The organism is Alicycliphilus sp. T452 (assembly GCF_054512775.1).
In genome coordinates, this window is the sequence record NZ_JBTNEH010000001.1 from 170,266 (window position 1) to 196,285 (window position 26,020).

At 68.8% G+C, this 26,020-nt stretch carries 24 protein-coding genes and 1 tRNA gene; 7 read left to right on the top strand and 18 right to left on the bottom strand.

Annotated features, from left to right (window positions below; translation table 11 throughout):
• Nucleotides 1–16 precede the first annotated feature (16 nt).
• The 8 genes from ACX12L_RS00795 to ACX12L_RS00830 all read right to left on the bottom strand — a co-directional run bounded on the left by ACX12L_RS00795 (nucleotide 17) and on the right by ACX12L_RS00830 (nucleotide 7,140).
• Nucleotides 17–250 (bottom strand): MaoC/PaaZ C-terminal domain-containing protein, encoded by a 234-nt coding sequence (locus ACX12L_RS00795; RefSeq protein ID WP_459260856.1) that lies wholly within the window; start codon nucleotides 248–250, stop codon nucleotides 17–19.
• A 27-nt stretch (nucleotides 251–277) separates the two neighbouring features.
• A complete protein-coding gene (locus ACX12L_RS00800; protein ID WP_459260857.1) occupies nucleotides 278–1,270 on the bottom strand; it encodes a Bug family tripartite tricarboxylate transporter substrate binding protein in 993 nt (330 codons plus the stop codon).
• Nucleotides 1,271–1,363: 93 nt separating this feature from the next.
• On the bottom strand, nucleotides 1,364–2,128 hold the full coding sequence (locus ACX12L_RS00805) for an SDR family NAD(P)-dependent oxidoreductase (RefSeq protein WP_459260858.1): 765 nt from the start codon (nucleotides 2,126–2,128) through the stop codon (nucleotides 1,364–1,366).
• 23 nt (nucleotides 2,129–2,151) lie between these two features.
• On the bottom strand, nucleotides 2,152–2,343 hold the full coding sequence (locus ACX12L_RS00810) for a hypothetical protein (protein ID WP_459260859.1): 192 nt from the start codon (nucleotides 2,341–2,343) through the stop codon (nucleotides 2,152–2,154).
• Nucleotides 2,343–3,473 carry an acyl-CoA dehydrogenase family protein gene (locus ACX12L_RS00815; protein WP_459260860.1) on the bottom strand — a complete coding sequence of 377 codons (1,131 nt, stop codon included), beginning with the start codon at nucleotides 3,471–3,473 and terminating at the stop codon, nucleotides 2,343–2,345. The genes ACX12L_RS00810 and ACX12L_RS00815 overlap by 1 nt, the downstream gene beginning before the upstream one ends.
• Before the next feature lie 45 nt (nucleotides 3,474–3,518).
• Complete coding sequence (locus ACX12L_RS00820) at nucleotides 3,519–5,084, bottom strand: AMP-binding protein (protein WP_459260861.1); 1,566 nt, start codon at nucleotides 5,082–5,084, stop codon at nucleotides 3,519–3,521.
• 24 nt (nucleotides 5,085–5,108) lie between these two features.
• Complete coding sequence (locus tag ACX12L_RS00825; protein WP_459260862.1) at nucleotides 5,109–6,275, bottom strand: acyl-CoA dehydrogenase family protein; 1,167 nt, start codon at nucleotides 6,273–6,275, stop codon at nucleotides 5,109–5,111.
• Nucleotides 6,276–6,306: 31 nt separating this feature from the next.
• A complete protein-coding gene (locus ACX12L_RS00830) occupies nucleotides 6,307–7,140 on the bottom strand; it encodes an IclR family transcriptional regulator (RefSeq protein WP_459260863.1) in 834 nt (277 codons plus the stop codon).
• An 88-nt stretch (nucleotides 7,141–7,228) separates the two neighbouring features.
• On the opposite strand from ACX12L_RS00830, the gene ACX12L_RS00835 reads away from it, so the two are divergent.
• From ACX12L_RS00835 to ACX12L_RS00850, 4 genes are all read left to right on the top strand, one after another.
• Nucleotides 7,229–8,434 (top strand): acetyl-CoA C-acetyltransferase, encoded by a 1,206-nt coding sequence (locus ACX12L_RS00835; protein ID WP_459260864.1) that lies wholly within the window; start codon nucleotides 7,229–7,231, stop codon nucleotides 8,432–8,434.
• Between the two features lie 20 nt (nucleotides 8,435–8,454).
• Complete coding sequence (locus ACX12L_RS00840) at nucleotides 8,455–10,599, top strand: 3-hydroxyacyl-CoA dehydrogenase NAD-binding domain-containing protein (protein ID WP_459260865.1); 2,145 nt, start codon at nucleotides 8,455–8,457, stop codon at nucleotides 10,597–10,599.
• Nucleotides 10,600–10,632: 33 nt separating this feature from the next.
• Nucleotides 10,633–11,613: a Bug family tripartite tricarboxylate transporter substrate binding protein gene (locus tag ACX12L_RS00845; RefSeq protein ID WP_459260866.1), complete on the top strand. Its 981-nt coding sequence runs from the start codon at nucleotides 10,633–10,635 to the stop codon at nucleotides 11,611–11,613.
• Nucleotides 11,614–11,948: 335 nt separating this feature from the next.
• Nucleotides 11,949–12,101 (top strand): hypothetical protein, encoded by a 153-nt coding sequence (locus ACX12L_RS00850; RefSeq protein WP_459260867.1) that lies wholly within the window; start codon nucleotides 11,949–11,951, stop codon nucleotides 12,099–12,101.
• 78 nt (nucleotides 12,102–12,179) lie between these two features.
• Here the strand turns inward: ACX12L_RS00850 and ACX12L_RS00855 are convergent.
• The 3 genes from ACX12L_RS00855 to ACX12L_RS00865 form a co-directional block, all read right to left on the bottom strand.
• A tRNA-Arg gene (locus ACX12L_RS00855) sits at nucleotides 12,180–12,256 on the bottom strand.
• Nucleotides 12,257–12,360: 104 nt separating this feature from the next.
• Entirely contained in the window at nucleotides 12,361–14,205 is a 1,845-nt protein-coding gene (locus ACX12L_RS00860; RefSeq protein WP_459260868.1) for a M14 family metallopeptidase, read from the bottom strand.
• Between the two features lie 99 nt (nucleotides 14,206–14,304).
• Nucleotides 14,305–16,032, bottom strand: coding sequence for a DEAD/DEAH box helicase (locus ACX12L_RS00865; RefSeq protein ID WP_459260869.1), 1,728 nt, complete (start codon nucleotides 16,030–16,032; stop codon nucleotides 14,305–14,307).
• Between the two features lie 255 nt (nucleotides 16,033–16,287).
• Here ACX12L_RS00865 and ettA point away from each other — a divergent pair, with 255 nt between their 5' ends.
• On the top strand, nucleotides 16,288–17,949 hold the full coding sequence (gene ettA / locus ACX12L_RS00870) for an energy-dependent translational throttle protein EttA (protein WP_459260870.1): 1,662 nt from the start codon (nucleotides 16,288–16,290) through the stop codon (nucleotides 17,947–17,949).
• A gap of 6 nt (nucleotides 17,950–17,955) precedes the next feature.
• Here the strand turns inward: ettA and ACX12L_RS00875 are convergent, their stop codons facing one another.
• The 7 genes from ACX12L_RS00875 to ACX12L_RS00905 form a co-directional block, all read right to left on the bottom strand.
• On the bottom strand, nucleotides 17,956–19,287 hold the full coding sequence (locus ACX12L_RS00875) for a TAXI family TRAP transporter solute-binding subunit (protein WP_459260871.1): 1,332 nt from the start codon (nucleotides 19,285–19,287) through the stop codon (nucleotides 17,956–17,958).
• A gap of 3 nt (nucleotides 19,288–19,290) precedes the next feature.
• Nucleotides 19,291–20,304 carry a P1 family peptidase gene (locus tag ACX12L_RS00880; protein ID WP_459260872.1) on the bottom strand — a complete coding sequence of 338 codons (1,014 nt, stop codon included), beginning with the start codon at nucleotides 20,302–20,304 and terminating at the stop codon, nucleotides 19,291–19,293.
• Between the two features lie 38 nt (nucleotides 20,305–20,342).
• Nucleotides 20,343–20,822 (bottom strand): DUF411 domain-containing protein, encoded by a 480-nt coding sequence (locus ACX12L_RS00885; RefSeq protein ID WP_459260873.1) that lies wholly within the window; start codon nucleotides 20,820–20,822, stop codon nucleotides 20,343–20,345.
• Between the two features lie 25 nt (nucleotides 20,823–20,847).
• Nucleotides 20,848–21,333 (bottom strand): cupredoxin domain-containing protein, encoded by a 486-nt coding sequence (locus ACX12L_RS00890; protein WP_459260874.1) that lies wholly within the window; start codon nucleotides 21,331–21,333, stop codon nucleotides 20,848–20,850.
• Nucleotides 21,334–21,433: 100 nt separating this feature from the next.
• On the bottom strand, nucleotides 21,434–21,787 hold the full coding sequence (locus ACX12L_RS00895; RefSeq protein ID WP_459260875.1) for a hypothetical protein: 354 nt from the start codon (nucleotides 21,785–21,787) through the stop codon (nucleotides 21,434–21,436).
• Nucleotides 21,788–21,804: 17 nt separating this feature from the next.
• On the bottom strand, nucleotides 21,805–22,431 hold the full coding sequence (locus tag ACX12L_RS00900) for a YitT family protein (protein ID WP_459260876.1): 627 nt from the start codon (nucleotides 22,429–22,431) through the stop codon (nucleotides 21,805–21,807).
• A 144-nt stretch (nucleotides 22,432–22,575) separates the two neighbouring features.
• Nucleotides 22,576–24,597, bottom strand: coding sequence for a heavy metal translocating P-type ATPase (locus tag ACX12L_RS00905; RefSeq protein ID WP_459260877.1), 2,022 nt, complete (start codon nucleotides 24,595–24,597; stop codon nucleotides 22,576–22,578).
• 40 nt (nucleotides 24,598–24,637) lie between these two features.
• On the opposite strand from ACX12L_RS00905, the gene ACX12L_RS00910 reads away from it, so the two are divergent.
• Nucleotides 24,638–25,096, top strand: a complete 459-nt coding sequence (locus ACX12L_RS00910) for a Cd(II)/Pb(II)-responsive transcriptional regulator (protein WP_459260878.1) — start codon at nucleotides 24,638–24,640, stop codon at nucleotides 25,094–25,096.
• Between the two features lie 79 nt (nucleotides 25,097–25,175).
• The gene (locus tag ACX12L_RS00915; RefSeq protein WP_459260879.1) at nucleotides 25,176–26,009 is read left to right on the top strand and encodes an MlaE family ABC transporter permease; all 834 of its coding nucleotides are present in this window, start codon (nucleotides 25,176–25,178) and stop codon (nucleotides 26,007–26,009) included.
• Nucleotides 26,010–26,020 lie beyond the last annotated feature (11 nt).

A 26,020-nucleotide genomic window follows, 5' to 3' on the forward strand; every position in this document is an offset into this window, starting at 1 on the left:
CCGTGGGGCTCCCTGGCTAAACACTCGCGAAAGAACCGGTATCGAAGACGAGCCCGATCGTGAAGGTGCTGTTCACGATCCGTTGGCCAAACTCGGTGTGCTTGCGGCAGTACTCCTCATCGATGTGGAGCGCTGCCGGGTTGTGCGTCAGCGCCGAGTACAAGACGTTGTCCATTTCGGTGAGGGTGCGCCGGATCTCGTGCCGATGGATCCCCCCGACTTCCAGTTGCTCGTAGTACTTGCCAGCCATGCAAACGTCCTTCCGATCCTTAGGTGCCTAGTCGAGACTCAGATTCGAATTGCGGATGATCTCGCCCCAGAGACGCGTCTCGCTATTGACGAAGGCAGCGAACTGTTCCTGAGGGCGGCCGCCGGGGAGGCTCCCCATGTCAGTGATCTTGGCTACCACTTCTGGGTCGTGCATGGCCTTGATGACGGCGGCCTGCAGCTTGGCAAGGACGGCCGACGGGGTCTTTGCCGCGACGAAGAATCCGGCCCAGCCGCTCACCACGAAGTTGTCGACGCCGGCCTGCGCCATGGTCGGAACGTCGGGCAGGCTGCTCATGCGCTCGGGGCTGGTGACCGCCAGTGCACGCAATTTGCCCGAGCGGATGTGCGGCAGCGCCTGCGACATGTTGTCGAACATGAAGTTGGTCTCGCCGGCCAGCAGCGAGGTGGTCGCCGGGCTCGAGCCGCGATACGGCACGTGAATGGCCTGGGTGCCCGTGCGCATGCGCAGCATTTCACCGCTCAGGTGGGTGGTCTGGCCGATGCCCGCGGAGGGGAAGCTGAGCTGTCCCGGCCGCTCCTTGAGTTGCGCCACCAGGTCCGCCACCGTCTTGATCGAAGACTGTGCGTTGACCACCAGTACGTTCGGGAACACGATCATGTCGGTGATCGCAACGAAGTCCGTCGGGCGATAAGGCAGTTGCTTGTAGGCGCTGTAGTTGATGGCGTGCGAACCGGTGTTGCCCATGAGCAGGGTGTAGCCGTCGGCTGGCGCGCGGAGCAGGGCCTGGGCGCCAAGGATGCCGCCGCTGCCCGGGCGGTTCTCGACGATAACCGGCTGGCCCAGTAGACCGGTGAGCTTCTGCGCCACCAAGCGGGCGGGAGTGTCGATGGTGCCCCCCGGCGCGCCCGGAACGATGATGGTGATCGGTCGCTCCGGCCAGCTCGAATTCGCATGCGAAAGCGGGAACAAGCCTGCCAGCAGCAATGCAAGCGCCGCCTTGATCCATGTGCCAAACAGATTGAAATGATTGAAATGCATGATCGTCTCCTTCGCGTGGCCCCTGCCGGGGGCCAACGCATGAATTTTTTTGGGTGGTCGTCTTAACCGGTGGTCTCGACGAGGTCGCGGCCTTCAGCGCGCCGACATCCGGATGGCGCCGTCAACGCGAATGGTTTCGCCGTTGATCATGGCGTTCTCGAGCATGTGGAGGGCCGTCAAGGCGAACTCGTCGGGCCGGCCCAGGCGTGCCGGGTGCGGCACATTGGCATAGAGAGCGGCTTTCTGTTCTGGCGAAAAACGGTCCAGGATGGGGGTGTCGAACACGCCCGGTGCGATGGTGTTCACGCGAATCAGATGTCGGGCCAGGTCGCGCGCGGCGACGATCGTCATGCCCACCACGCCGGCCTTGGCCGAGGCATAGGGGATCTGGCCGATCTGGCCTTCGAAGGCCGCCACCGAGGCGGTCAGCACGCAGGCGCCGCGCTCGCCGTCGACGGGTTCGTTCCTGGCCATGCGTGCCGCCGCCAAGCGCAGCACGTTGAAGGTGCCGATCAGGTTGATGCGCACGATCGATTCGTACTTCTCCAGCGAGCCCGGCGTCCCATCTCTTTCGACCAGCCGCACGGTGCCGCCCAGGCCCGCGCAATGGACCAGCGCGCGCAGGGTACCGAGCGATTCGGCCGTGTCGAAGACGCGGCCCATCTGCTCGGGGTCGCAGACGTCTGCCTGCACGAACCTGGCCTTGCCGCTCAGCACCTCCATGGCGGCGGCGCCGCGCTCCGCCGACAGGTCGGCGATAACCACGCCGAGGCCCCGCTCGGCCAGGCGGCGGGCCGTGGCCAGCCCCAGGCCCGAAGCGCCCCCGGTCACCACGGCAGACATGTTTTCAAGCTTCATACGGATCTCCTATCCAAAAAAATTCAGTGTTGCCATCCGGTCTTGTGACCGTTCTCTTCATGCTTGCCAGCAACAGGGAGGCCCTGCTGTTCCCTTACGACCTCGCCGGCCAGGCACGCAGCGATCTCGCCCTCCGAGTCCCCCGCTTCGGTCACGGTGACCCGCGGCATCAGAGCCATCGCACCATGGGAGGAGGAGATGTCGATGAGGCGCATCACAACCCCCGGGAGATGATCTCTTTCATGATCTCCGACGTGCCGCCGTAGATGCGCTGCACACGGCTGTCGACGAAGGCACGTGCGATCGGGTACTCGCGCATGAAGCCATAGCCGCCATACAACTGCAGCAGTTCGTCGACGACCTGGCCCTGCATCTCGGTGGCGTAGAGCTTGGCCATGGCGGCCATCTCGCCGGTGAGCTTCTTCTCGAAATGCAGCGCGATGCAATGGTCGATGAAGACGCGGCAGGCCGTGGTCTTGGCCTTGATCTCGGCCAGCTTGAAGCGGGTGTTCTGATGCTCGAAGATGGGCACGCCAAAGGCCTTGCGGCTCTTGGTGTACGTGATGGTTTCTTCGAGCATGGCTTCCATCACGGCGGGGCTGCGCACCGAGACCATCAGGCGCTCCTGTGCCAGCTGGTGCATCAGGTAGCCGAAGCCCTTGCCTTCCTCTCCCAGCAGGTTGGCTACGGGTACGCGCACGCTGTCGAAGAAAAGCTCGCAGGTGTCCTGTGCCTTGAGGCCGATCTTTTCCAGCAGCGGCCCCTTGGTGAAGCCGGGCGTTCCGGCTTCGACCACGATCAGGCTGATGCCCCGCGTGCCGGCCGCGGCATCGGTCTTGCAGGCGACGATCACGAGGTCGGAGTTCGCGCCGTTGGTGATGAAGGTCTTGGCGCCGTCGATCACGTAGTGCTCGCCGTCGCGGCGCGCGGTGGTGCGCAGGGCCTTCAGGTCGCTGCCGATGCCGGGCTCGGTCATGGCAATTGCGCCGATCTTCTCGCCGCGCGCCATCGGCGGCAGCCAGGCCTGCTTCTGCGCCTCGGTGCCGTAGGCCAGCATGTAGGGAGCCACGATGTCGGAGTGCAGCGGGAAGCCGGGGCCAGAGGCGAGCACGCGCATCAATTCCTCGATCACCACGATGGAGTGGCCGAAGTCGCCGCCGCCGCCGCCGTACTCTTCGGGAATGGCCGGCAGCAGCAGGCCCTCGCGGCCGGCCTTGAGCCAGGTCTCGCGCGGCACGCTCCCGGCTTTCTCCCATTCGTGGTGGTGGGGCGCGATCTCGCGCTGAGCAAACTTGCGAACTTGGTCGCGGAACTGCTCGTGGTCTTCACGAAGTGCGGTACGCATGGTGAGGTTTCCTGGAAAAAGGGGGATGGGTAGTGGGGGCGAGGCTCAGCGCCCGGACTCAGCGGCCTTGGCGTACTGGTCCATCAGCAAGCGCTTGTAGAGCTTGCCGTTCTCCAGCCGGGGCAAGGTAGGCACGAAGTCCACGCTGCGCGGGCACTTCAGGTGCGCAATGTGCTGTCGGCAGTGGGCGATCAGCGCCTCGGCGAGCGCGGGGCCCGCTTGCGCCGGGTCTCTGAGCTCGACGACGGCCTTCACCTCTTCGCCGAACTCGGGGTGCGGCACGCCGATAACCGCCACGTCCGCCACGCCCGGGTAGGTGGCGAGCAGGTTCTCGATCTCTTGCGGATAGATGTTCACCCCGCCCGAAAGGATCAGGTCGGTACGCCGGCCCGAGATGAAGAGATAGCCGTCCTCGTTCACGTGGCCGATGTCGCCGAAGGTCGCGCAGCCCTGCGCATCGTAGGCGGCCGCGGTCTTCGCTGGATCGTTGTGATAAGCAAAGCGCGGACAGCCCGAGAACCAGATGCGGCCCTGCTGTCCGGCCGGCAGATCGTGCCCTTCGTCGTCCTTGATGTGGACCGTGCCCAGTTTCGTCCGCCCGACGGAGCCGGGCTTGCGCAGCCATTCGTGGCTGTCGATGGCAGTGATCCCGATGCCTTCCGAACCGCCGTAGTACTCGACCCAGACCGGGCCCCACCATTCGATCATGCGGCGCTTCACGTCGGGCGGGCAGGGCGCGGCTGCATGGATGGCCGAGCGCATGCTGCTCAGGTCGGCGGCCTGGCGCACTGCCTCGGGCAACGCGAGCATGCGCACCATCATGGTCGGCACCCACTGGCTGACCGTCACCCGGTACTCGGCGATCAGGCGTAGTGCCTGCTCGGCGTCGAAGCGGCTCGCGACGACCGTGCTGCCGCCCCAGTCGATGTTGCGCATCGCGCTGCGGATCGGCGCGGCGTGATACAGCGGTGCCATGGTGAGATAGATGCTGTCGTGGCCAAGGCCGAGGACCTCCCGCCACAGCACGGCGTCGTAGGAATCCTTCAAGCGGTCTGCGTAAGGGGTCAGCGGCCGCTTGATGCCCTTGGGCCTGCCGGTCGTGCCGGACGAATACAGGAAGTCGCGCCCCACCATGCGCTCGGGCAGCGCGGCGCCGGGAGCATAGTTGGCCAGCACAGGGGCGAGTGCCTCGAAGCCCTCGGCGCTGCCGTCGAGCAGGTAGCAGTCGCCGCTCCAGGTGCTGTCGCGTGGCACCAGCGGCGCCGTCTTGCGCGTCGCCACGAGGAGCCGTGCGTCGCAGTCCTGCAGGATGTAGCTCACCTCGGCGGGGTTCAGGTGCGTGCTCACCGGCGTGTAGTACAGGCCGGCGCGGCGCGCGCCCCACGCAAGCGCAAAGATGTCCGGGTGGTTCTCCATCAGCAGCGCGATGCCATCGCCCTGCTGCAGTCCCGTCTCGATCAGCCATTGCGCCATCACGTTCGCTCGCGCGTCGAGCTCGCGGTAGGCAAGGCTCGTGACGGCGTCGCCATTGACAAGGCGCACGGCGATCTTGTCAGGGCAGATGCGCCCCCAGTGGGCGAGGCGGTCGATGGCGTCGGGGTTTATCTCCATGACGTCTCCGGTCTTCTCTTGTGATCAGTAGGACTTGGGCAGCCCCAGCACCTTCTCGGCGATGAAGCAGAGAATCAGCTGCGGGCTGATGGGCGCGAGGCGCGGGATCAGGCTTTCACGCAGATAGCGCTCGACGTGGTATTCCTTGGCATAGCCATAGCCGCCATGGGTCATCACCGCCTGCAGGCAGGCCTGGTAGCCGGCCTCGGCGCCCAGGAACTTGGCGCTGTTGGCCTCGGCGCCGCAGGGCAGGCCGCGGTCGAACAGGCTGGCGGCTTTGAGCATCATCAGGTGAGCCGCCTCCAGGTGCATCCAGCGCTCGGCCAGCGGGTGCTGGATTGCCTGGTTCTTGCCGATGGGGCGGTCGAACACCACGCGCTCGTTGGCGTACTGCGTGGCGCGCCGCAGCGCCGCCTTGCCCAGTCCGATGGCCTCCGAGGCGATCAGGATGCGCTCGGGGTTCATGCCGTGCAGGATGTAGTTAAAACCCTTGCCTTCCTCGCCGATGCGGTCTTCCACCGGCACCTTCAGGCCATCGATGAACAGCTGGTTCGTGTCCACCGCCTTGCGCCCCATCTTGTCGATCACGTGCGCTTCGACGAAGCGGCGGTCGATGTCCGTGTAGAACAGGCTCAGGCCGTCGGTCGGCTTCTTCACCTGGTCGAGCGGCGTGGTGCGGGTCAGGATGAGCATCTTCTCGGCGACCTGCGCCGTGGAGATGAAAACCTTGGAGCCGCTGACCACGTAATGGTCGCCCTGGCGTACGGCCTGCGTTTTCAGGCGCGTGGTGTTCAGGCCCGCGTCCGGCTCGGTCACGGCGAAGCAGGCCTTCTCCTTGCCTGCCACCAGCGGCGGCAGCATGCGGCGCTTCTGTTCGTCATCGGCGAAGAGCACCACGGGTTCCAGGCCGAAGATGTTCATGTGCACGGCCGACGCGCCCGACATGCCCGCGCCCGATGCGCTGATGGTCTGCATCATCAGCGCGGCCTCGGTGATGCCCAGGCCCGATCCGCCATATTCCTCGGGGATGCAGATGCCCAGCCAGCCGGACTCGGCCAGGGCCTGGTGCAGTTCGAAGGGGAAGCCGCCCTCCTGATCTTTTTTGAGCCAGTACTCTTCGTCGAAACGTTCGCAGATGCGCGCGACGGCGTCGCACAGGGCTTGCTGTTCGGGAGAAAGGTCGAAGTTCATGTGAGGAGGCGGTCGGCGAGTGGTGGAGGGGTCAAAAGTTGGATGCGTTATGCGCTTGCGGCGCGCCAAGCGTGGCTTCGATGCTGCGGGCCAGCGTCACCAGGCGCGGGCCCACTTCGTTCATGAGCTGGCCGGGCTGGAGTTCGAAGCTCGGAACGGTGCAGGCGAACACATAGATCTCATCGCTGCCGCGTGCCGCGCGCAGCGGCACGGCCACAGCTTCGAGTTGGCGTTGCAGGTCACCGTAGTTCACGCAGAAGCCCCGTTCGGCCAGGTCCTTGCGGGCCTCCTGCAGACGCTCGGCAAGCCATGCGGCGTGCTCAGGGTTGGCGGCTTTCAGCCGGTTCAGGTAGTTGTCGCATTGCTCCTGCGGTAGCGCCGCCAGGTAAGCCCGGCCTGACGCCGTGCGCGACAGCGAGATATGGCTCCCCATTGCGGGCCGCACGGCGACGTAGTCCTTCGACTGCGCGAGCTCGATGAACACCAGGTCCATGCCCATGCCCAGGCCGAGCGAGACCTGCGCGCAGACCCGATCGGCCAGCGCCTGCATCGGGCCGAAGGCCAACTGCCGGATGTGGATGCGAGCCAGCATGGGTGCCGCGAGCCGGGCCAGCCCCGGCGCGGGCATGAAGCGGCCGTCGTTCTCCTTGTGGAGCAGCAGCCCGGCCTCGCACAGCGTGGTCACCAGGCGGAACAGCGTGGGCTTTGGCAGGCCGGTGATGTCCATCAATTCGCGTGCGCTTAGCGCCGGTCTCTCGCCGCTGAACGCCTGGAGGATGCCGATGCCACGCGCCAGGGCGCTGCCGCCTGCCTTTGCGGCATCAGGTTGTGCCAAATCATCAATTAATTGAGACTTAATGTTCATTTTTAAGGTCGTTCGAAGAAATTATGGTGGATTGTGTTGACTGGATCAAGTGTTTTCGAGACAATTTTTCCAATTTCAAGGAGATTGAATGACTGATGCATATATTTTCGATACGGTGCGTACGCCGAGGGGCAGGGGTAAGCCCGGCGCCGGGGCACTTTATGAGACGAAGCCCATCGATTTGATCGTGACGCTTCTTGATGCCCTGCGCCAGCGCAATCAACTCGACCCGACGCGGGTGGACGACCTGGTCATGGGCATCAGCTCGGCGCTCGGCGACCAGGGCTCCAACCTGCCCCGCATCGCGGCACTTGCGGGCGGCTGGCCGGACGTGCCGGGCATGGCTCTGCAGCGCTTCTGCGGCGCCGGCCTGGAGGCAGTGAACATCGCCGCGGAGAAGGTGCGCTCCGGCTGGAACGACCTGGTCGCCGCGGGCGGCTGCGAGTCGATGTCGCGCATCGGGCTGGGCGCCGCCGGCGGCGCCTGGATCTACGACCCGGCCACCAGCCTGAAAATCGGCTACGTGCCCCAGGGCTACAGCGCCGACATCATCGCGGCGCTCGACGGAGTCTCGCGCGAGGCGCTTGACGCCTACGCGTTGCGGTCGCAGCAGCTCGCCGCAAAAGCAAGACAGGCGGGCCATTTCGGCCACTCGATCGTGCCGGTGCGCGACGCAAACGGCCTAGTCGTGCTCGACCACGACGAATACGTCCGGCCCGACACCACCGCCGCCTCGCTGGCCTCGCTCAAGCCTGCCTTCGGTGGTCCCTCGGCAGCGGCCAACGCGGTGGTGGCGCGCCAGCGCTATCCGCAGCTTGAGCGCATCGCCGCGGTCCATACCGCGGGCAACTCGTCGGGGATCGTCGACGGCGCCTCGCTGGTGCTGGTGGGCAGCGAGAAGATTGGCAAGGAGCTCAAACTGCGCCCGCGTGCCCGCATCCTGGGCACGGGCCTCTCCACGGTCGACGCCACGCTGATGCTCACCGGCCCGGCGCCCGCCACGCAAAAGGCGCTGGCGCACGCTGGCCTCACTGTGGAGCAGATCGACCTGTTCGAGGTGAACGAGGCCTTCGCCATCGTGCCGATGCACTTCGCCCGCGAGTTGAAGGTGCCGATGGAGAAGATCAACGTCAACGGTGGCGCAATCGCCCTGGGCCACCCCATCGGCGCCACCGGCGGAATCATCCTCGGCACCCTGCTCGATGAGCTCGAGCGCCGCCAGTTGCGCTACGGCGTGGCCACCTTGTGCGTGGCCGGCGGCATGGGCATCGCCACCGTGATCGAACGTCTTTGAAAAGCAGAAAGCCCATCGCCATGCAAGAACCCATTCGCTACGAAACCGGTGCCGACGGCATCGTCACTCTCACCTTCGATGCGCCCGAGCAAAGCGTCAACACCATGAGCGACGCCATGCGCGAGTGCTTCGCGCGGTGCGTGGACCGCCTGGAGTCTGAGAAGGACGCGCTCACCGGGGTGATCCTCACCTCGGCCAAGGACACGTTCTTCGCCGGCGGCGACCTGAACCGCCTGTACAAGATGCAGGCCGCCGACGCGCAGACCCTGTTCGATGCCACCGAACGCGGCAAGCGCACGCTGCGTCGCCTGGAAACGCTGGGCAGGCCCGTCGTCGCCGCGCTCAACGGTACGGCCCTGGGGGGCGGTTTCGAGATCGCGCTGGCCTGCCACCACCGCATCGCGCTGGACAAGGCCAAGGTGCAGTTCGGCCTGCCCGAGGCCACGCTGGGCCTGATGCCCGGCGCCGGCGGCGTGGTGCGCATGACGCGCCTGCTGGGCCTGGCGGCTGCGCAGCCCTACCTGCAGGACAGCCGGCTGATGACGCCCGCCGAAGCGAAGCAGGCCGGCCTGGTGCACGCGCTGGCGGCCACGCCCGAAGAACTGCTGGCCCTGGCGCGCGCCTGGATCGCAGAGCATCCGCAGGCCACGCAACCCTGGGACGTGCCCGGCTTCGTTCCCCCTGGTGGGGGCAACGACGCTCCTAAGGTCAAGCAGTGGATCTCCACAGCCGCAGCCCATGTGCGCGCCAAGACATGTGGAAACTACCCCGCACCCGAGGCGATCGTCTGCGCCAGTGTCGAAGGCATGCAGGTCGACTTCGACACGGCCTGCCGGATCGAGACGCGCTACTTCGTCGGCCTGGTGACCGGTGCGGTGTCGAAAAACATCATCGGCACCTTCTGGTTCCGCGCCAACGAGATCAAGGGCGGCGCACAGCGTCCCGAGGGCTTCGCCAAGCGCAGCATCCAGACCCTGGCTGTGCTGGGTGCCGGCATGATGGGCAACGGCATCGCCTACGCTGCCGCCATGCGCGGCATCGAAGTCTGGATCAAGGACTCGACGCTGGAGCAGGCCCAGGGCGGTATCGACGCGGCCGACAAGCTGCTGGCCCGGCGCGAAGAAAAGGGCGAGATCGATGCGGCGCGCCGCCAGCAGATCCTGTCCCGGATGCATGCCGTTGGCAGCTACGAAGAGCTGGCGCACGTGGACATGGTGATCGAGGCGGTGCCCGAGAAGCCTGCACTCAAGGAAGAGATCACGCGCGCACTGGAGCCGCTGCTGCGCCCCGAAGCGATCTGGGCGTCCAACACGTCGACCCTACCCATCACCGGGCTGGCAAAGGCCTCCACGCGGCCGGAACGCTTCATCGGCACGCACTTCTTCTCGCCGGTGCACCGCATGCAGCTGGTCGAGGTGATCAAGGGCGCGGAGACGTCGCAGGAAACGCTGGCGCATACGCTGGACCTGGTGATGCAACTGGGCAAGACGCCAATCGTCGTCAACGACAGCCGGGGCTTCTTCACCAGCCGCGTGTTCAGCACCTTCACGCGCGAAGGCGTGGCGATGCTCGGCGAAGGCCAGGACCCGGCAACGATCGAGGCCGCTGCGATGTTTGCCGGCTTCCCGGTCGGTCCGCTGGCGGTGCTCGACGAAGTCAGTCTCTCCCTGTCGTACAACAACCGCCTCGAAACGCTTAAGGCCCACGCCGCCGAGGGGCGTCCGCTGCCGGCGCATCCCGCCGACGCGGTCATGGAGCGCATGCTCGACGAGTTCGGCCGCAAGGGCCGTGCTGGCGGCGGTGGCTTCTACGACTACCCTGCAGGCGGCGGCAAGGTGCTCTGGCCTGGGCTCGCGCAGCATTTCGTGCAACCCAACGAGCAGATCCCGCAGGAAGACAAGAAAGACCGGTTGCTGTTCTGCATGGCGATGGAGTCTGTACGCATCCTGCAGGAAGGCGTGCTCGACGCTGCCGGCGACGGCAATATCGGCTCGGCGCTCGGCATCGGGTTCCCGCGCTGGACCGGCGGCGTCTTCCAGTTCCTGAACCAGTACGGGCTGGATCGGGCCGTGCTGCGGGCCCAGACGCTTGCCTCGCAGTATGGCGAGCGCTTTGCGCCGCCGCAGCTTCTCAAGGACAAGGCCCGCAACGGCGAGCTGTTCTGAGCCACCGATCACATTCCACGTAAAGGAAGCCTCATGTCATTCGTCCAGAAATTGCTGACGGCGATCTCGATCGCCACCCTGACCGCCGCCGGCGCCCCCGCATTGGCCAGCGCCGATTTTCCAAGCAAGCCTATCAAGGTCGTCGTGCCGTATGCCGCCGGCGGCACCATCGACGCCATGGCCCGCGTGCTGAGCCCCAAGCTCCAGGCGATCCTGGGCAAGTCCGTGGTGGTGGACAACCGCCCCGGGGCAGGAACGGTCGTCGGTGCCGACGCCGTGGCGCGGGCCGAACCGGACGGCCACACGCTGTTCATGGGGTCGAACGCGGCCTTCACGATCAGTCCGCAGGTCATGGACAAGGTCCCTTATGACCCGATCCGCAGCTTCGCGGCGATCGGCACGCTGGCGTCGTTCCCGAACCTGATCCTTGTGCGGCCGGACTCGCCCTACAAGACGCTTGCCGACGTGGTGCATGCGGCGAAGACGGGGACGAACGTCAACTACGCTTCGTTCGGCATCGGCAGCACTGCACAACTGTCGGGCGAGGCGATCAAGGTCGCGTCCGGTGCCGGCAGCATCACCGAAATCCCGTACAAGAGCGGCGCTCTCTGTGTGCAAGCCGTGCTGGCGGGGGAAGTGACCTTCGGCTTTGACACGGCCATCGGCGCGGTGCAGCGCGTGAAGCAGGGGCAAGTGCGCGCCCTGGCGGTGACGTCAGCCGCGCGCATGCCCGATCTGCCCGACGTGCAGACGGTGGTGGAAGCGGGCTACCCGAACGCCGAGGTGATCGCATGGATCGGCGTGTTCGTGCCCGCGGCCACGCCTGCGCCCATTCAGGGGAAGCTCGCGGCCACCCTGCAGCGTGTGATGGCCGACGCCGACGTCAAGAAGCAGTTCGCCAATCTCGGCGTGCAGGTCAAGTTCGTGGACGGCGAAACCACGATGAGCTCGCTGCGCAGCGAATACGTGCGCTTCGGGAGGCTTATCGAGGCGGCGAACATCAGGGTGAAGTAAGCGCGCTCCAGCGAATGACCGAAGCCTTCCCACGGGCCAGGAGCCAGATCCTGGCCCCTGGCTTCGGCTTGCAGTCGCTGCACCATCCTCACGGAAATCCGAACGGTTTGCCTTGACCAGCCAGGCCAGCTTGCGCTGGCCCCGATGAGGCACCTCCACGTGTTCCTGATCACCTTGAACGCCTGCAATCCGCTGGACGGCGCCGACAACCTGATGCAGATGGTGACGCCAAGGCCGTTCGACCCCGTGGTGGCCGTGGCGACCAACAAGGACTGGACGGACGGGCCGCTTCATCGAGCGCCCGAAGCGCGGGGAAGGCGACATCACGCCTGGCCATGCGCGGGCCAAGGATCCAGGCCGGCAGCAATCCGCACAAGCGCGAACAGGTCAAGGCTATCAACGCGGAAATCGAGCAGAGCATGTACCTGCTGAACAAGGCCGTGGAGGATGCATTGGCAGAGAGGGGCAGCGAGAGATGGGTGCCGTAACAGCTGTCGGTTGCGGAATTCTTCCCCCGATTCTCCCCTGGAGCGATACCGCGCGGCGGGGTTTCATAGGAGGAATACTGGCCTGCCCGGAGGGACTCGAACCCCCGACCTATTGCTTAGAAGGCAATTGCTCTATCCGGTTGAGCTACGGGCAGCTGGTGAGGCCTGCCGCGGCCGATGCCAATGGCATGGCGCGGACGAAGGAGCCGAATCATACCTGGGTGCCGGCTGCCGATTCGCTCCTCGTGGGCGGCCTTCGTCAGTCCGTATCCTCGAACACCAGGGACGGCGGTGCCATGACGCGCGCGGTGTCGCCCAGGTTGGCGATGAGGTGGTTGGCGAAGTAGCTGTTCTGCGTGTCGGGCTCCAGCGCCGCCACGGCCAGGTTGGCCAGGGGCTGGTTCAGCGGCACGTAGTAGCTCTCGGCGGGCACATCGATGGCGCTGCGCGTGGGTGTGACCTGCACGCGGATGATGGCCTGGCCGCCGGCGACGGTGCCGCGCACGTCCTGCCGCTGTGCGGTCGTGCGGCCGGTTTCCTGGTAGGTGTCGGCCAGTATGGAACCCGGCTCGGCCACGCGCATGACCTGCAGGCCCAGCAGCTTGAGGCGTTCCACCGCCTCGCTCGCGCCGCCCGCGAGCCAGTAGCCGCAGGGGCGCGGGCGTTTCTTCAGCGTGGTCAGTTTCAGCGATGAGTTCCAGTCCACGCGCAGCGTGCGGTCGGCGCCGGTGTCGGGGTCGAGCATGACCAGTTCGTGCTGGGTCGGCGTAGGGCCGGCCTCCACCACGATGTCGCCGCGGCAGGCCTGGGCGGAGATGTCGCGCGCCTCGTAGGAGCGCACCTGCTCCAGGTCGTTGGCGCGCTCCACCGTGCTGCGCAGCGCGCTGGTGATGGCGGTGACGTGCGAGTGCACGCGGCGCTGGATGTGGGTGCGGCCAATGCCCACGCCGCGAGTCTCCAGCAGCACGCTGACGGCATTCTTCAGGCCGTTGACGTTGCGCCCCGTGTCGGGCTGGGTGCCGCCCATGGAGATGCGCAGGTCGTCGGGGCGGGTGGAGGTGGTGTAGTACCACTCCTGGGTCAGGTTCTCGGCGCCCAGCGCCTTCACCATGGGGGCGCGGTACCACTCCAGGGCCGCCTTGGTCATGAACTCGGGCAGGTTGGCCGTGGTCGCGTGCTGCAGCAGCACGTCGTAGCGCTGGATGGCGTGGAACTTCTCCAGAAAGCGCCCGGCGACCGTGTATTCGTGCGCGTCGATGATGGCCATGGGGCGGTAGTTGCGCACCAGCCTGGCCAGCGCCTGGGCCTCGGGCGTTTGCAGCAGCAGGTGGTCGCGGTTCATGTCGGCGCCGCTTGCCGTGACGCGCGTGCCGGCGTCGGCGCCGTCAGGGTTGGCGCGTGGCACGATGATCACGTTGATGCGGTCGAGCATGGGTTCGAGCAGCCCCTGCGCGAGTTCCCGGGCCACGGCCAGCAGGGCTTCGCTGCCCGCGGGCTCGTCGCCGTGCTGCTGGCCGACCAGCAGCACCGCGGGGCGGCGGCTGGCCTCCAGGGCCGCCGCATCCGTGCCCGCGGCGCGCGTGAGCACCAGGGCATGGATGGGCGTGCCGCGCTGGGACAGGCCCAGGTCCAGCATCTGCATGCGCGTGGCGCCATGCTGCGCCGCCGCCAGGTCGCGTAGCCATTGCGTGAGTTCGGCATTCGTGGTGAAGGCGCGCCGTCCCTCGGCCAGGCCCGGAGTCTCGTAGCGCACCGATGGATCGGGAAAGCGCGCCGCGACGGCCTCGCCATAGGGCAACTGGCTCTGGGCCGCTGCGGGGGACCCTGGCGTGCTCGGTGCAATGGGCGTGATCGTGACGACTTCGCCGCGCTGCGCCGTTCCCAATGGCGGGGGCACCGATCGCTTTGCCTGCGCGGCCGTGGAGGGCTGCGGCGCAGAGGACGGCCGGGCGGGCCAGGGCGGTAGCGGCGTGCTGGAACAGGCGGACAGCACGGCCGCGGCCACCAGTGCCCATCCCTGGCGAAGTGCCCGGGCGCTCGTGCTCTGGAAGGCGGCGGCAGGTTGCCATGCGGTGCTGTGGTGCGGTGCTTTGGGCGTCATCATGGTCGCTGGATGGGTCTCTGGGCTGGTGGATGTTACCCGGCGCAGCGGCCAGCAAAAAGGCCCGGCAATGCCGGGCCTCGTCGTCAGTGCGCCATGCCGTCAGCGGCCGAAGCCGCCGCCGCGCGGGCCGCGTCCACCACCGCCGCCTCCACCGCCGCCGCTGCGGAAGCCCCCGCGGCGTCCGCGGTCGGCCATGCTGTCGACGCTGGTGCGCATGGGGTCGGGCTGGCTGGTGCGGCTGCCGCCGTGGCGCGGGCCCAGGTTCACGTGTGCGAGTTGGGTGCCCAGGTGGGCGTTTTCACTGCGCGGCTGGCTGTCGTCGAAGCGGCGGTTGCCACCGTTGTTGCCGCCGTTGCCACCGGCGCGGCGCCCTTCGCCGGCGCTGCGGGACTGCTGCTGGCCGCGGCCTGCCGGCCGGCCGCCGTTGTTGCCGGCGCTGCCGCCACGGCCCGCCGCGCCGCCCTGGCCCTGGCCCTGGGCCGCGCGCTGGCCTTCACCCTGCTGGCCGCCCTGGCGGCCGCCGCGCGGCGTGCCCTGGGTTGCCTTGTTGGTGCGGATGCGCTCCATCATTTCCTGGCGCGCCGCCTTGGCGGCCGCCTGCATGACTTCGCGGCTCGGCGGCTTGCCGGCGCCGCCCCAGATGGTCTGGCGGCCCATGGCGATGGGCTCGGCCTTCTCGCCCTCGTCGGGGCCGAAGCCCTCGATGACCTGCACGGGGATCTCCTGCTTGGTGAAGCGCTCGATCTCCATCATGAAGCCTTCCTCGTCCATGCAGACCAGGCTCACGGCCTGGCCTTCCTTGCCGGCGCGGCCGGTGCGGCCGATGCGGTGCACGTAGTCCTCGGGCACGTTGGGGATCTCGTAGTTCACGACATGCGGCAGGTCGTCGATGTCGATGCCGCGCGCCGCGATGTCCGTAGCCACCAGGGCACGGATCTGGCCGCTCTTGAAACCTTCCAGGGCCTGCGTGCGGGCGCTCTGGCTCTTGTTGCCGTGCAGCGCCATGGCCTGCACGCCGTGCTTGGTCAGGTATTCGGCGACGTTGTTGGCGCCGAACTTGGTGCGCGTGAACACCAGCACCTGGCTCCAGTCGTGCTCCTGGATGATGTGCAGCAGCACCTGCTTCTTCTTGCCCCGGCCCACGGGATGGATGACCTGGCTGATGCGCTGCACCGTGGTGTTGCGCGGCGTGACCTGGATGCTTTGCGGGTCGTTCAGCAGGCCTGCGGCCAGTTCGCGGATCTCGTCGCTGAAGGTGGCCGAGAACAGCAGGCTTTGCTTGGCCTTGGGCAGCAGCGCCAGCACCTTCTTCACGTCGTGGATGAAGCCCATGTCGAGCATGCGGTCGGCTTCGTCGAGCACCAGGATCTCGACCTGGGACAGGTCCATGAAGCCCTGCTGCTGCAGGTCCAGCAGGCGCCCGGGCGTGGCCACGAGCACGTCCACGCCGCGCTTGATGCGCTCGATCTGCGGGTTCATGCCCACGCCGCCGAAGATCACGGTGGACTTGATGTCCAGGTGCTTGCCGTAGGCGCGCACGGATTCCTCGACCTGCGCCGCGAGTTCGCGCGTGGGGGTGAGCACCAGGGCGCGCACGCCGCGGCCGCCGAACCTGCTCGTGGGGGCCTGGCCCTGGGCCAGGCGGTGCAGCATGGGCAGGGTGAAGGCGGCGGTCTTGCCGGTGCCGGTCTGCGCGCCGGCGAGCAGGTCATGGCCTGCGAGGACGGCGGGAATGGCCTGGGCCTGGATGGGGGTCGGGTTCTGGTAACCCTGTTCTTGCACGGCCTGCAAAAGGGCCGGCGCCAGCTTCAGTTCTTCGAATGTCATGTGAGTTGGATGCGCCCAACCGGGGCGCTGGGTATCGGCCTGTCGCCGGCGACTTTACGGGTCGCCGAGCCAGTTCTGACGGCAGATGATTTCGAGGGTGGGAGCCCGGATTTGCTTCCTTCGTCCCCAGCTTGTCTAGGCTGATGCCCCGGGCAACTGGAGCCCGCGGCGAGCGCTATTGTCGCATGCGCCGATAATTCGTGTTTGCGCGCCGTTTTCCGGGCGCCTTCTTTTGCTCATTTTTTTGAAGAATCCATGGCCCAATACGTTTTCTCGATGAACCGTGTCACCAAGACCGTGCCTCCCAAGCGGCAGATCTTGAAAGACATCTCCCTGTCCTTCTTCCCCGGCGCGAAGATCGGCGTGCTGGGCCTGAACGGCTCGGGCAAGTCCTCGCTGCTCAAGATCATGGCGGGCGTGGACAAGGAGTTCGAGGGCGAGGCCATCCCCATGCCGGGCCTCTCGATCGGCTACCTGCCGCAGGAGCCCCAGCTCAATCCCGAGTACACGGTGCGCCAGGCGGTGGAAGAGGCCATGGCCGAGGTGAACAACGCCCGCGCCCGCCTCGAAGAGGTCTACGCCGCTTACGCCGAGGAGGATGCCGACTTCGACGCGCTGGCCAAGGAGCAGGGCGAGCTCGAAGCCATCATCGCCGCCGCCGGCACGGACAGCGAGCACCAGCTGGAGATCGCCGCCGACGCCCTGCGCCTCCCGCCCTGGGACGCTGTGATCGGCAAGCTGTCGGGCGGCGAGAAGCGCCGCGTGGCGCTGTGCAAGCTGCTCCTGTCCAAGCCCGATATGCTGCTGCTGGACGAGCCCACCAACCACCTGGATGCCGAATCCGTCGAATGGCTGGAGCAGTTCCTGCACCGCTTCCCCGGCACCGTGGTGGCCATCACCCACGACCGCTACTTCCTCGACAACGCCGCCGAGTGGATCCTGGAGCTGGACCGCGGCCACGGCATTCCCTACAAGGGCAACTACTCCGAGTGGCTGCTGCAGAAGCAGAACCGCCTGGAGGCCGAGCAGAAGGGCGAGGAGGCCCGCGCCAAGGCCCTGAAGAAGGAGCTGGAGTGGGTGCGCCAGAACGCCAAGGGCCGCCAGGCCAAGAGCAAGGCGCGCATCGCACGCTTCGAGGAACTGTCCGACTACGAATACCAGCGCCGCAACGAGACGCAGGAGATCTTCATCCCCGTGGCCGACCGCCTGGGCACGCAGGTCATCGAGTTCCACGGCGTCACCAAGAGCTTCGGCGACCGCGTGCTGATCGACAACCTGTCCATGAACGTCCCCGCTGGCGCCATCGTCGGCATCATCGGCCCCAACGGCGCGGGCAAGTCCACGCTGTTCAAGCTCATCGCGGGCAAGGAGCAGCCCGACAGCGGCCAGGTCATCGTCGGCCAGACCGTGAAGATGGCCTTCGTGGACCAGTCGCGCGACGCGCTGGCCAACGACAAGACGGTGTGGGAGGACGTTTCGAGCGGGCTGGACATCATCAACGTGGGCAAGTTCCAGATGGCCAGCCGCGCTTACTGCGGGCGCTTCAACTTCAACGGCCAGGACCAGCAGAAGAAGGTCGGCAACCTCTCGGGCGGCGAGCGCGGGCGCCTGCACCTGGCCAAGACGCTGATCCAGGGCGGTAACGTGCTGCTGCTGGACGAACCGTCGAACGACCTGGACGTGGAAACCCTGCGCGCGCTGGAAGACGCGCTGCTCGAATACGCGGGCACGGTGCTCGTCATCAGCCACGACCGCTGGTTCCTCGACCGCATCGCCACGCACATCCTGGCCGCCGAGGGCGACAGCCAGTGGGTGTTCTTCGACGGCAACTACCAGGAGTACGAGGCCGACAAGAAGAAGCGCCTGGGCGAGGAGGGCGCCGCCCCGAAGCGCATGCGCTACAAGGCGCTGAAGTAACGGCCTTCAGGCGCTGGGCACGCGTCTGCGCACCAACTGGATGTGGTTGCGCAGCGCGTACAGCTCGTCCGCGTAGGACAGCGGCACGCTCACTTTTTCCACCCGGCGCTCCAGGCGCGTGAGGCGCTCGCGCAGCTCCTCGGGCGTGGCGCGGCCGGCCTCCATGTCGTCCTCGATCTCGCGCAGGTGCCCGTACCAGCGGAACACGCGCGAGCGCACGCGCAGCTGGTACAGCGGCGGCACCACGCGCGACAGCGGCAGCATCACGGCCAGCAGGATGCCCAGCACCAGCCACATGCGCTCGATCAGGTTGGCGATCCAGAACGGCAGGTAGCGCTGCATGAGCGGCGTGGGCTCGTTGATGGCGCGCTCGCCCTCCTTGGCGATCGGCAGCTCGGCGTGGCGCGTGCTCGGGAACTCGCGCGCGCGGTTGAACCAGCCCGCGCCGCCGTGGATGGTCTGCGCGTTTTGCGCAAACAGCTGCAGCAGGGCGGGGTGGGTGGCGTCACGCGCCAGCAGCGAGGTGGTGGAGGCCGCCAGCCGTACGTCGCGCGGCGGCACGTTGGCCGCCAGATCGACCACGCCGCGCGGCAGCGTGACGGGCGTGAGGAAGGGGAAGCGCCGGGCATAGGCCTCGTTCTGCGCAAAGCCCATCAGCTGTATGCCGGGCGTCTGCAGCAGCATCTGCACCAGGGGCGATTCGGGCGCCGATACGAACACCAGCGCGTCCAGCCGGCCGTCCAGCAGCTCCACCGTGGCTGGGGTCGGATTCAGCCGCGTGAGCGTCAATGCGTCGGCGGGCACGCGGTTGGCTTCCAGCAGCCGCTCCATCAGCGTGGGCACGCCGCTGCCGGGCGAGCCCACGTTCACGCGCAGGCCGCGCAGCTGGTGCAGGCCGTCGAGCCGCGCCGTGCCGTGCACGCGCCGCGCCATGTCGCTGCGGTAGAAGAGCCAGATCGGCTCCACGAACAGGCTGCCCAGCGAAACCAGTTCGTCGCCGTCCTCGGGATGCAGTTCGCCCGTGCCACCCTGCACGAAGGCCAGGTCGGCGCGCCCCTCGCGCAGCAGCTGCAGGTTGGACGAGGAACCGTCGCTCTCCAGCAGGATGACTTCGAAGCCGTTGGCCGCCAGGGCCTCCTGGTAGCGCTTGCCGAAGGCCTCGTAGGCGCTTTGCGCGGGGCCGGTGGCCAGCGTCACTTGGTGCGGCGGCGTGGGCTTGAGCCACTGGAAGGCCAGCACCACCAGGCCCACGCCCAGCACGGCCAGCGGCCCGGCCGACAGCAGCAGGTCGCGCAGCGACAGCAGCAGCGTGCGCAGGCGGCGCGGCATCTGTCCCATGGCCTACTCCTTCGCGGCCAGGTCGGCGTGGCAGGGCAGCACCAGGCCGTCGGGCGTGGCCAGCGTGCGCGCGGCCAGCACGGCGCGCACGGTGGCGCGGGCCACGGCCTCGGCGGCCATGGTGGCCAGCACCAGCATGCCGGGGTGGCGCGCGTGCACGCCGGTGGCCAGGGCGAACAGCGTGTCGCCGTCGCTCATGGTGTGCACGGGGTTGATGGCGCGCGCCAGGCCGTCGTGCCCGGCCACGGCCAGGCGCTGGGCCTGCACCTTGGTGAGCTGTGCGTCGGTGGCGATCACGCCGATGGTGGTGTTGCCGCCCGCCAGCAGCTGGTGCGGCGGCTCGCCGCGCAGCAGGGCGCGCCGCGCGTCGCGCAGGGCGCTGCCATCTGCGGTGCGCGCGCCGGCCAGGGGCAGGCCGGTGTCGGGGTCCACCACGTCGCCCACGGCGTTGCAGGCGATGAGCGCGCCCACCGTCACGCCGTCCACGGTGACCGAGGCCGTGCCCACGCCGCCCTTCATGGCGTGCTGCATGCCGAAGGTCTTGCCGACCACGGCGCCGCTGCCTGCGCCCACGTTGCCCTCGGCGGGCGGGCGGCCGCTGGCGGCGGCGCAGGCGGCGTAGCCTGCCGCGGCGTCGGGGCGGATCTTCATGTCGCCCACGTGCAGGTCGAACAGCACGGCTGCGGGCACCAGGGGCAGGCGGCCCACGCCCACGTCCAGGCCTATGCCTTGCTCCTCCAGCCAGCGCACGGCGCCGCTGGCCGCGTCCAGGCCCCAGGCGCTGCCGCCCGCGAGCATGACGGCATGCACCTGCTGCACCAGGTTGCCGGGCGCGAGCAGGTCGGTCTCGCGCGTGCCGGGCGCCGCGCCGCGCACGTCCACGCCCGCCACGGCGCCGCCCGGGGCGATGACCACGGTGCAGCCCGTGGGGCGGCGGGTGTCGCTGTGGTGGCCGACCATGATGCCGGCCACGTCGGTGATGGCGCCGCCGGCGCCGTGCGGGGAGAGGGCTTGCATGGGCGCCGATTATGGAGCCCCGGCCCGGCCCCGCCGCATCAGCGGTAGCTGGTGAACACGCGCGTGGACACGTCGCTGTTCATGAGGTTCCTGCTCACCAGCAGCACGTCGTAGGGGTCCTTGCGGCCGTTGTATGCGGGGCCGTCCATGCCGGGGCTGCCCACGGGCATGCCGGGCACGGCCAGGCCCAGGGCCTTGGGCTTTTCCTTGAGCAGCTTGCGCACGTCGGCGGCGGGCACGTGGCCCTCCAGCAGGTAGCCGCCCACGAGGGCCGTGTGGCACGAGCCCAGGCGCTGGGGCAGGCCCAGCCTGGCGCGCACGGCGGCGTTGCCGCTCTCGTGCGTGGTGACGGCGAAGCCGTTGGCCTGCATGTGGTCTATCCAGTCCTGGCAGCAGCCGCAGCTGGGGTCTTTCCAGACCTCGACGGCCGTGGCGTTGCTGGCGATGGCGGGCAGGGCGGTGCAGGCTGCGGCGGCGGCGATGGCCGTCAGCCATCGGCGGCGGTGGGTGTCGTGCATGGTGCGATCTCCAGAGAAAAGGGGGTCAAGGCGTGACGGTGAAGGTGCCGCGCATGCCGGCCTCGAAGTGGCCGGCGACCAGGCAGGCGAAGTCGAAGCTGCCGGCGCGGTTGAAGCGCCAGACGAGGTCCTGCGCGCCGCCCGGCGCCACGTGGGCCATGTGCGCCTCGGCATGCGCCATGCCGGGGTGCTCGCGCATCATGGCGGCATGCCCGGCCAGGCTGGCCTGCGTGCCCAGCACCACCTCGTGCAGCACTTGGCCCTTGTTCTCCACGCGCAGGCGCACGGTCTCGCCCTGTTTCACGCTGAAGTGCGCGGGGGTGAAGCGCATGTCGTCCGTCATGCGCAGCGTGATGGTGCGGCTGGCCTTGGCGGCTTGGCCGGCGATGCCCCAGGCCTGCTGCTGCGGCGCGGGGGCGGCGTGGCTGCCATGGCTGGCGTTTTCATGGGAAAAAACGTGGCTTGTGCTTGCCAGTAAAGCGCAAGCAGCTATGAATTTGATGGTTTTCATGCGGAATTCTTGAATGGGTCGAGGCGCATGGCCGCGGCGCCATGGCGCGCGCCGGCCGGGGGCGTGCGTCCTGCGGCGGACGCACCTTGGGTGTCAAGGCTCAGGCGATGGGCGGCTTGATGGCCTGCGCGGCCGGGGCGCTGGCAAAGCGCGCGTCGCGCTGCGGGAGCGGGGCGCCGCCCAGTGGGGCCGGGGCTGCGGGCATCCACGCCGGGATGCCGAGCGCCGAGTGGCAGGCGCCGCAGGCCGTGCAGTCGGCCTGGTGCTGGGCATGCTCGCCGCCCGCGGGGCTGCAGCAGTCCTGCCCGCCGTGCGCGCCATGGCTGGCGGCGTGGGCCACGTCCGCCGCCATGTGCGGCGCGGGCTGCGGCGCTACGCCCATGGCCATGGCGTCGCCCAGCAGGACCCGCAGGACCAGCAGGATGGCCAGGAGGATGGAGGTGCAGCGGCGCATGGAGCCGATGATAGCGGTCAGGCTCCGATGTAGCGCCCGGGCCGGTGGTTCATGGCCAGCACCAGGTTCAGCGCCACGGCGCCGATCACCGACCACAGCACGCGCATCGGCTCCACCGTGGCCAGGGCCGCCAGCAGGATGCAGCAGTCCACGGCCATCTGCACCTTGCCGGCGCGCCAGCCGAAGCGGTCCTGCAGGTACAGCGCCAGTATCCCCAGGCCGCCCAGGCTGCAGCGGTGGCGGAACAGCACCAGGAAGCCTATGCCCATGATGAGCCCGCCCGTGACGGCGGCGTACAGCGGCTGCGGCTGGGTGATCTGCAGCAGCCGCGACTGCAGCTCGGTCAGGGCCGACAGCAGCAGCACCGCCACGAAGGTCTTGAGCGTGAACGCCAGCCCCAGCTTGCGCAGCGCCAGCCAGTAGAAGGGCAGGTTGAGCACGAAGAACAGCTTGCCCAGGCCGATGCCCGTGGCGTAGTGCAGCACGAAGGCCAGGCCGGTGATGCCGCCCGTGAGCAGGCCCGCGCTGGCGACGAAGGCCACGCCCACCGAGACCAGGGTCACGCCCGTGGCGATGGCCACGGCGTCTTCGGTGCGCGTGTGGGAAAGCATGGCGGCGGGGACCGGGAGTGCGGGGGCGGACATGGGGCGAGAGGCTGCTGCGGCGGGGCGCGATTGGACCATGGCCGGGGCCCGCACGCCTTGCGCTGCGTCAATGCGCCACATTCCCGTACTCTCGAAAAGAGAGTGGCCAGCGCTTGCCGGGTGGGCGCTGCAGGCAGTTCTGACCTATTTTTCTGCCGCCGGCCAGCGGCGCAGGCGCAGCCCGTTGGCCACCACCAGCAGGCTCACGCCCATGTCGGCCGCCACCGCCATCCACATGCTTGCCTGGCCCAGCAGTGCGAGCACGCAGAACGCGGCCTTGATGCCCAGCGCCAGCGTGATGTTCTGCCACAGCACGCGGTGGGCGCGGCGCGCCAGGAGCACGGTGTCGGGGATGCGGCGCAGGTCGTCGTTCATCAACACCACGCCGGCCGTCTCCATGGCCATGCCCGTGCTGTGCGCGCCGCCCATGGCGAAGCCCAGGTCGGCCTGGGCCAGGGCCGGGGCGTCGTTGATGCCGTCCCCGGCCATGGCCGTGGGGCCGTGGCTGCGCTGCAGCGCGGCCAGCGCGTCGAGCTTGTCCTGCGGCAGCAGGCCGCCGCGCGCATCCTCGATGCCGGCCTCGGCCGCGATGGCCTGGGCGGTGGCGGGGTTGTCGCCGCTGAGGACCACCGGGTGCACGCCCAGCGCGCGCAGCTGCTCCATGGCCGGGCGCGCCTGGGCGCGCAGCGGGTCGGCCACGGCGAACAGGGCGCGCACGCCCTGGCCGTCGGCCAGCAGGGTCACGCTGCGGCCCTGCCGCTCGTGCTGCGCCAGGGTGTCCTCCAGCGCGGCATCCACCAGGCCCTGCTCGCGCATCAGGCGCAGGTTGCCCAGCAGCCAGCGCCGGCCGCCGATCTCGGCCTGCACGCCGAGCCCGGGCAGGGCCTGCAGCTGCTGCACGCCGTTGGCCCCGGCCGTGGGCAGGCCGGCGGCGATGGCGCGCGACACGGGGTGCTCGGAGCGGCTGGCCAGCTGCCAGGCCGCGGACGCGGCGGCGCCTGCATCGGCGCCGTCCAGCGCCTGCCAGTGCACCAGCGTGGGGCTGCCCGTGGTCAGCGTGCCGGTCTTGTCCAGCGCCAGGGCGCGCAGGCCGCGCGCCGACTCCAGCACGCCGCCGCCCTTGATGAGGATGCCGCGGCGCGCCGCCGCCGTGAGCGCGCTGACCACCGTGACCGGCGTGGAGATGACGAGCGCGCAGGGGCAGGCGATGACCAGCAGCGCCAGCGCCTGGTAGACGGCCTGGGTCCAGCTCCAGCCCATGAGCGGCGGGGCCAGCAGCGCCAGCAGCACGGCCAGCGCGAACACGATGGGCGTGTACACGGCGGCGAAGCGGTCCACGAAGCGCTGGATGGGCGCCTTGCCGGCCTGCGCCTGCTCCACGGCGCGCACGATGCGCGCGAGCAGCGTGCCGGCGGGCTCGGCGGTCACCCGCATCAGCAGTTCGCCGTGCTGGTTCACGCTGCCGGCGTAGAGCGGGTCGCCCGCAGCCTTGTCGGCCAGCTGGCTTTCGCCGGTGATGGGGGCCTGGTTCACGGCGCTGCTGCCGTGCGTGACCGTGCCGTCCAGCGGCACGTGGGCGCCGGGCGCGATGCGCACGGTGGCGCCCAGCGGCACCTGGGCCACGGGCAGGCGCTGCGCGCTCCCGTCGGCCTGGACCACGTCGGCCGTCGGGGGCGCGAGCTGCAGCAGGCCGCGGATGGCGTGGCGCGCGCGGTCCATGGCGCCGTCCTCGATGCGCTCGGCCGCCACGTACAGGGCCATGACCATGGCCGCCTCGGGCCATTGGCCGATGAGGAAGGCGCCGGTCACGGCCACGGCCATGAGCGCGTGGATGCCCAGGCGCAGCCGCGCCAGGTCCTTCAGCCCGCTCCTGTACACGCCCAGGCCGGCCAGCGCGACGGCCGCCACGGCCAGCGCCATGCCCGCCATGTCCTGCTGCAGCCAGTGCGCGCCTTCCGCGCCGGCGGCCAGGGCCAGGGCCGCGGCGATGCGCGGCCAGCCGGGCAGCGCGCCGTGGTCGTGCCCGTCGCCGGCCTGTGCGCCGTGGCCGCAGGCACAGCCGCTGCAGCCGGTAGGCGCATCCAGGGACGGCAGGGCCGCCGCGTCCGGGCCGGGGGAATGGGGGTGCGCGTGGGCGTGGGTATGGGAGGTGTGGCTGTGACTCATGCCATGATTGAAAACCCTGAAGCCACTTGAAGGTCAAGCCATGCTCAAGAAAAGCCCCCGCCACCGCATCGGCGATGCCGCCAGGCTCTCGGGCGTGCCGCCGGCCAACATCCGCTATTACGAAAGGGAAGGCCTGCTGCCGGCGCAGGCGCGCGCCGACAACCGCTACCGCCTCTACAGCGACGAGGAGGTGCACCGCCTGCGCTTCGTGCGGCTGTGCCGGGCCATGGACATGTCGCTCGACGAGGTGCGCACGCTGCTGGCCCTGGACGTGGCGGCGCCCACGGCCGACCATGCCGCCTGCGCCACACTGGACGAGCACCTGGACCACGTGCGCACGCGCCTGGCCGAGCTGCGCACGCTGGAGCAGGAGCTGCTGGCGCTGCGCGAACGCTGCGACGGCACGGGCGGGCACTGCCACGTGATCGAGGCGCTGCACGAGCGCGCCGACGCCGAGCCCGTGCCGGCGCCCGCGCCGCTGGCCAGGCGCCACGTGTGACCCGCTTCACTATGCAAGTGATAGCTGCCTGCGCTTGTCCATAGGGCGCTGCAGCCCAATTTGTTACTTGAAATACGGCATGTTCCCCTATGATGGCCCCATGACCACCGGCCCGCACCCCGCCCACCTGCCCCGGCGCGCCTGGGCGCTGGCCGTGCGCTGGGCCCTGGCCTGGTGGCGCATCATCGACCTGGGCGCGGTGGTGCTGGTACTGCTGCTGTCGCCGTCGAGCTACCGGCCCGCCGCGCGCGAGCGCCTGGCGCGCCAGATGCTGGCGGACACGGCACCCATCCTGCTGGGCTTCACGGCGCTGGCGGCGCTCCTGAGCCTGGTCATCACCCACATCGTGGTCGTCACCGCCCTCAGCTACGGCCTGACGCGCTATGCGCTGGAGATGGTGGTCCGCGTGCTGGTGCTGGAGCTGATCCCGCTGACCGCCGCGCTGTTCGTGGCCATGCGCACCACCATTCCCAGCGGCGTGCAGCTGGCGCGGCTGCGCCAGGCGGGCCGGCTGCAGGCGCTGCGCGAGCGTGGCGCCGACCCGGTGCGCATGGAGCTGCTGCCGCGCGTGCTCGCGGGCGTGCATGCCAGCGTCACGCTGGCGGCGCTGTCGTGCGTGGTGGCGCTGGTCATGGCCTACCTGGGCGTGTATGGGTTCAACACCGCGGGCCTGCCCGCGTACACGCGCATGTTCGGCCAGGTGTTCACGCCCTCGATCACGCTGGTGTTCGCGCTCAAGACCCTGCTGTTCAGCCTGGCGGTGGCGCTGATCCCCATGGCCTCGGGCCTGTACCCGCCGCACTCCGGCACCGCACGGGATCGGCAGGACCAGACCGGGCAGGGCGGCCTGGCGCGCATGTTCGCCGTGCTGCTGCTGATCGAGGCGGTATCGCTGATGGGCAACTACTACTGAAATCCCGACCG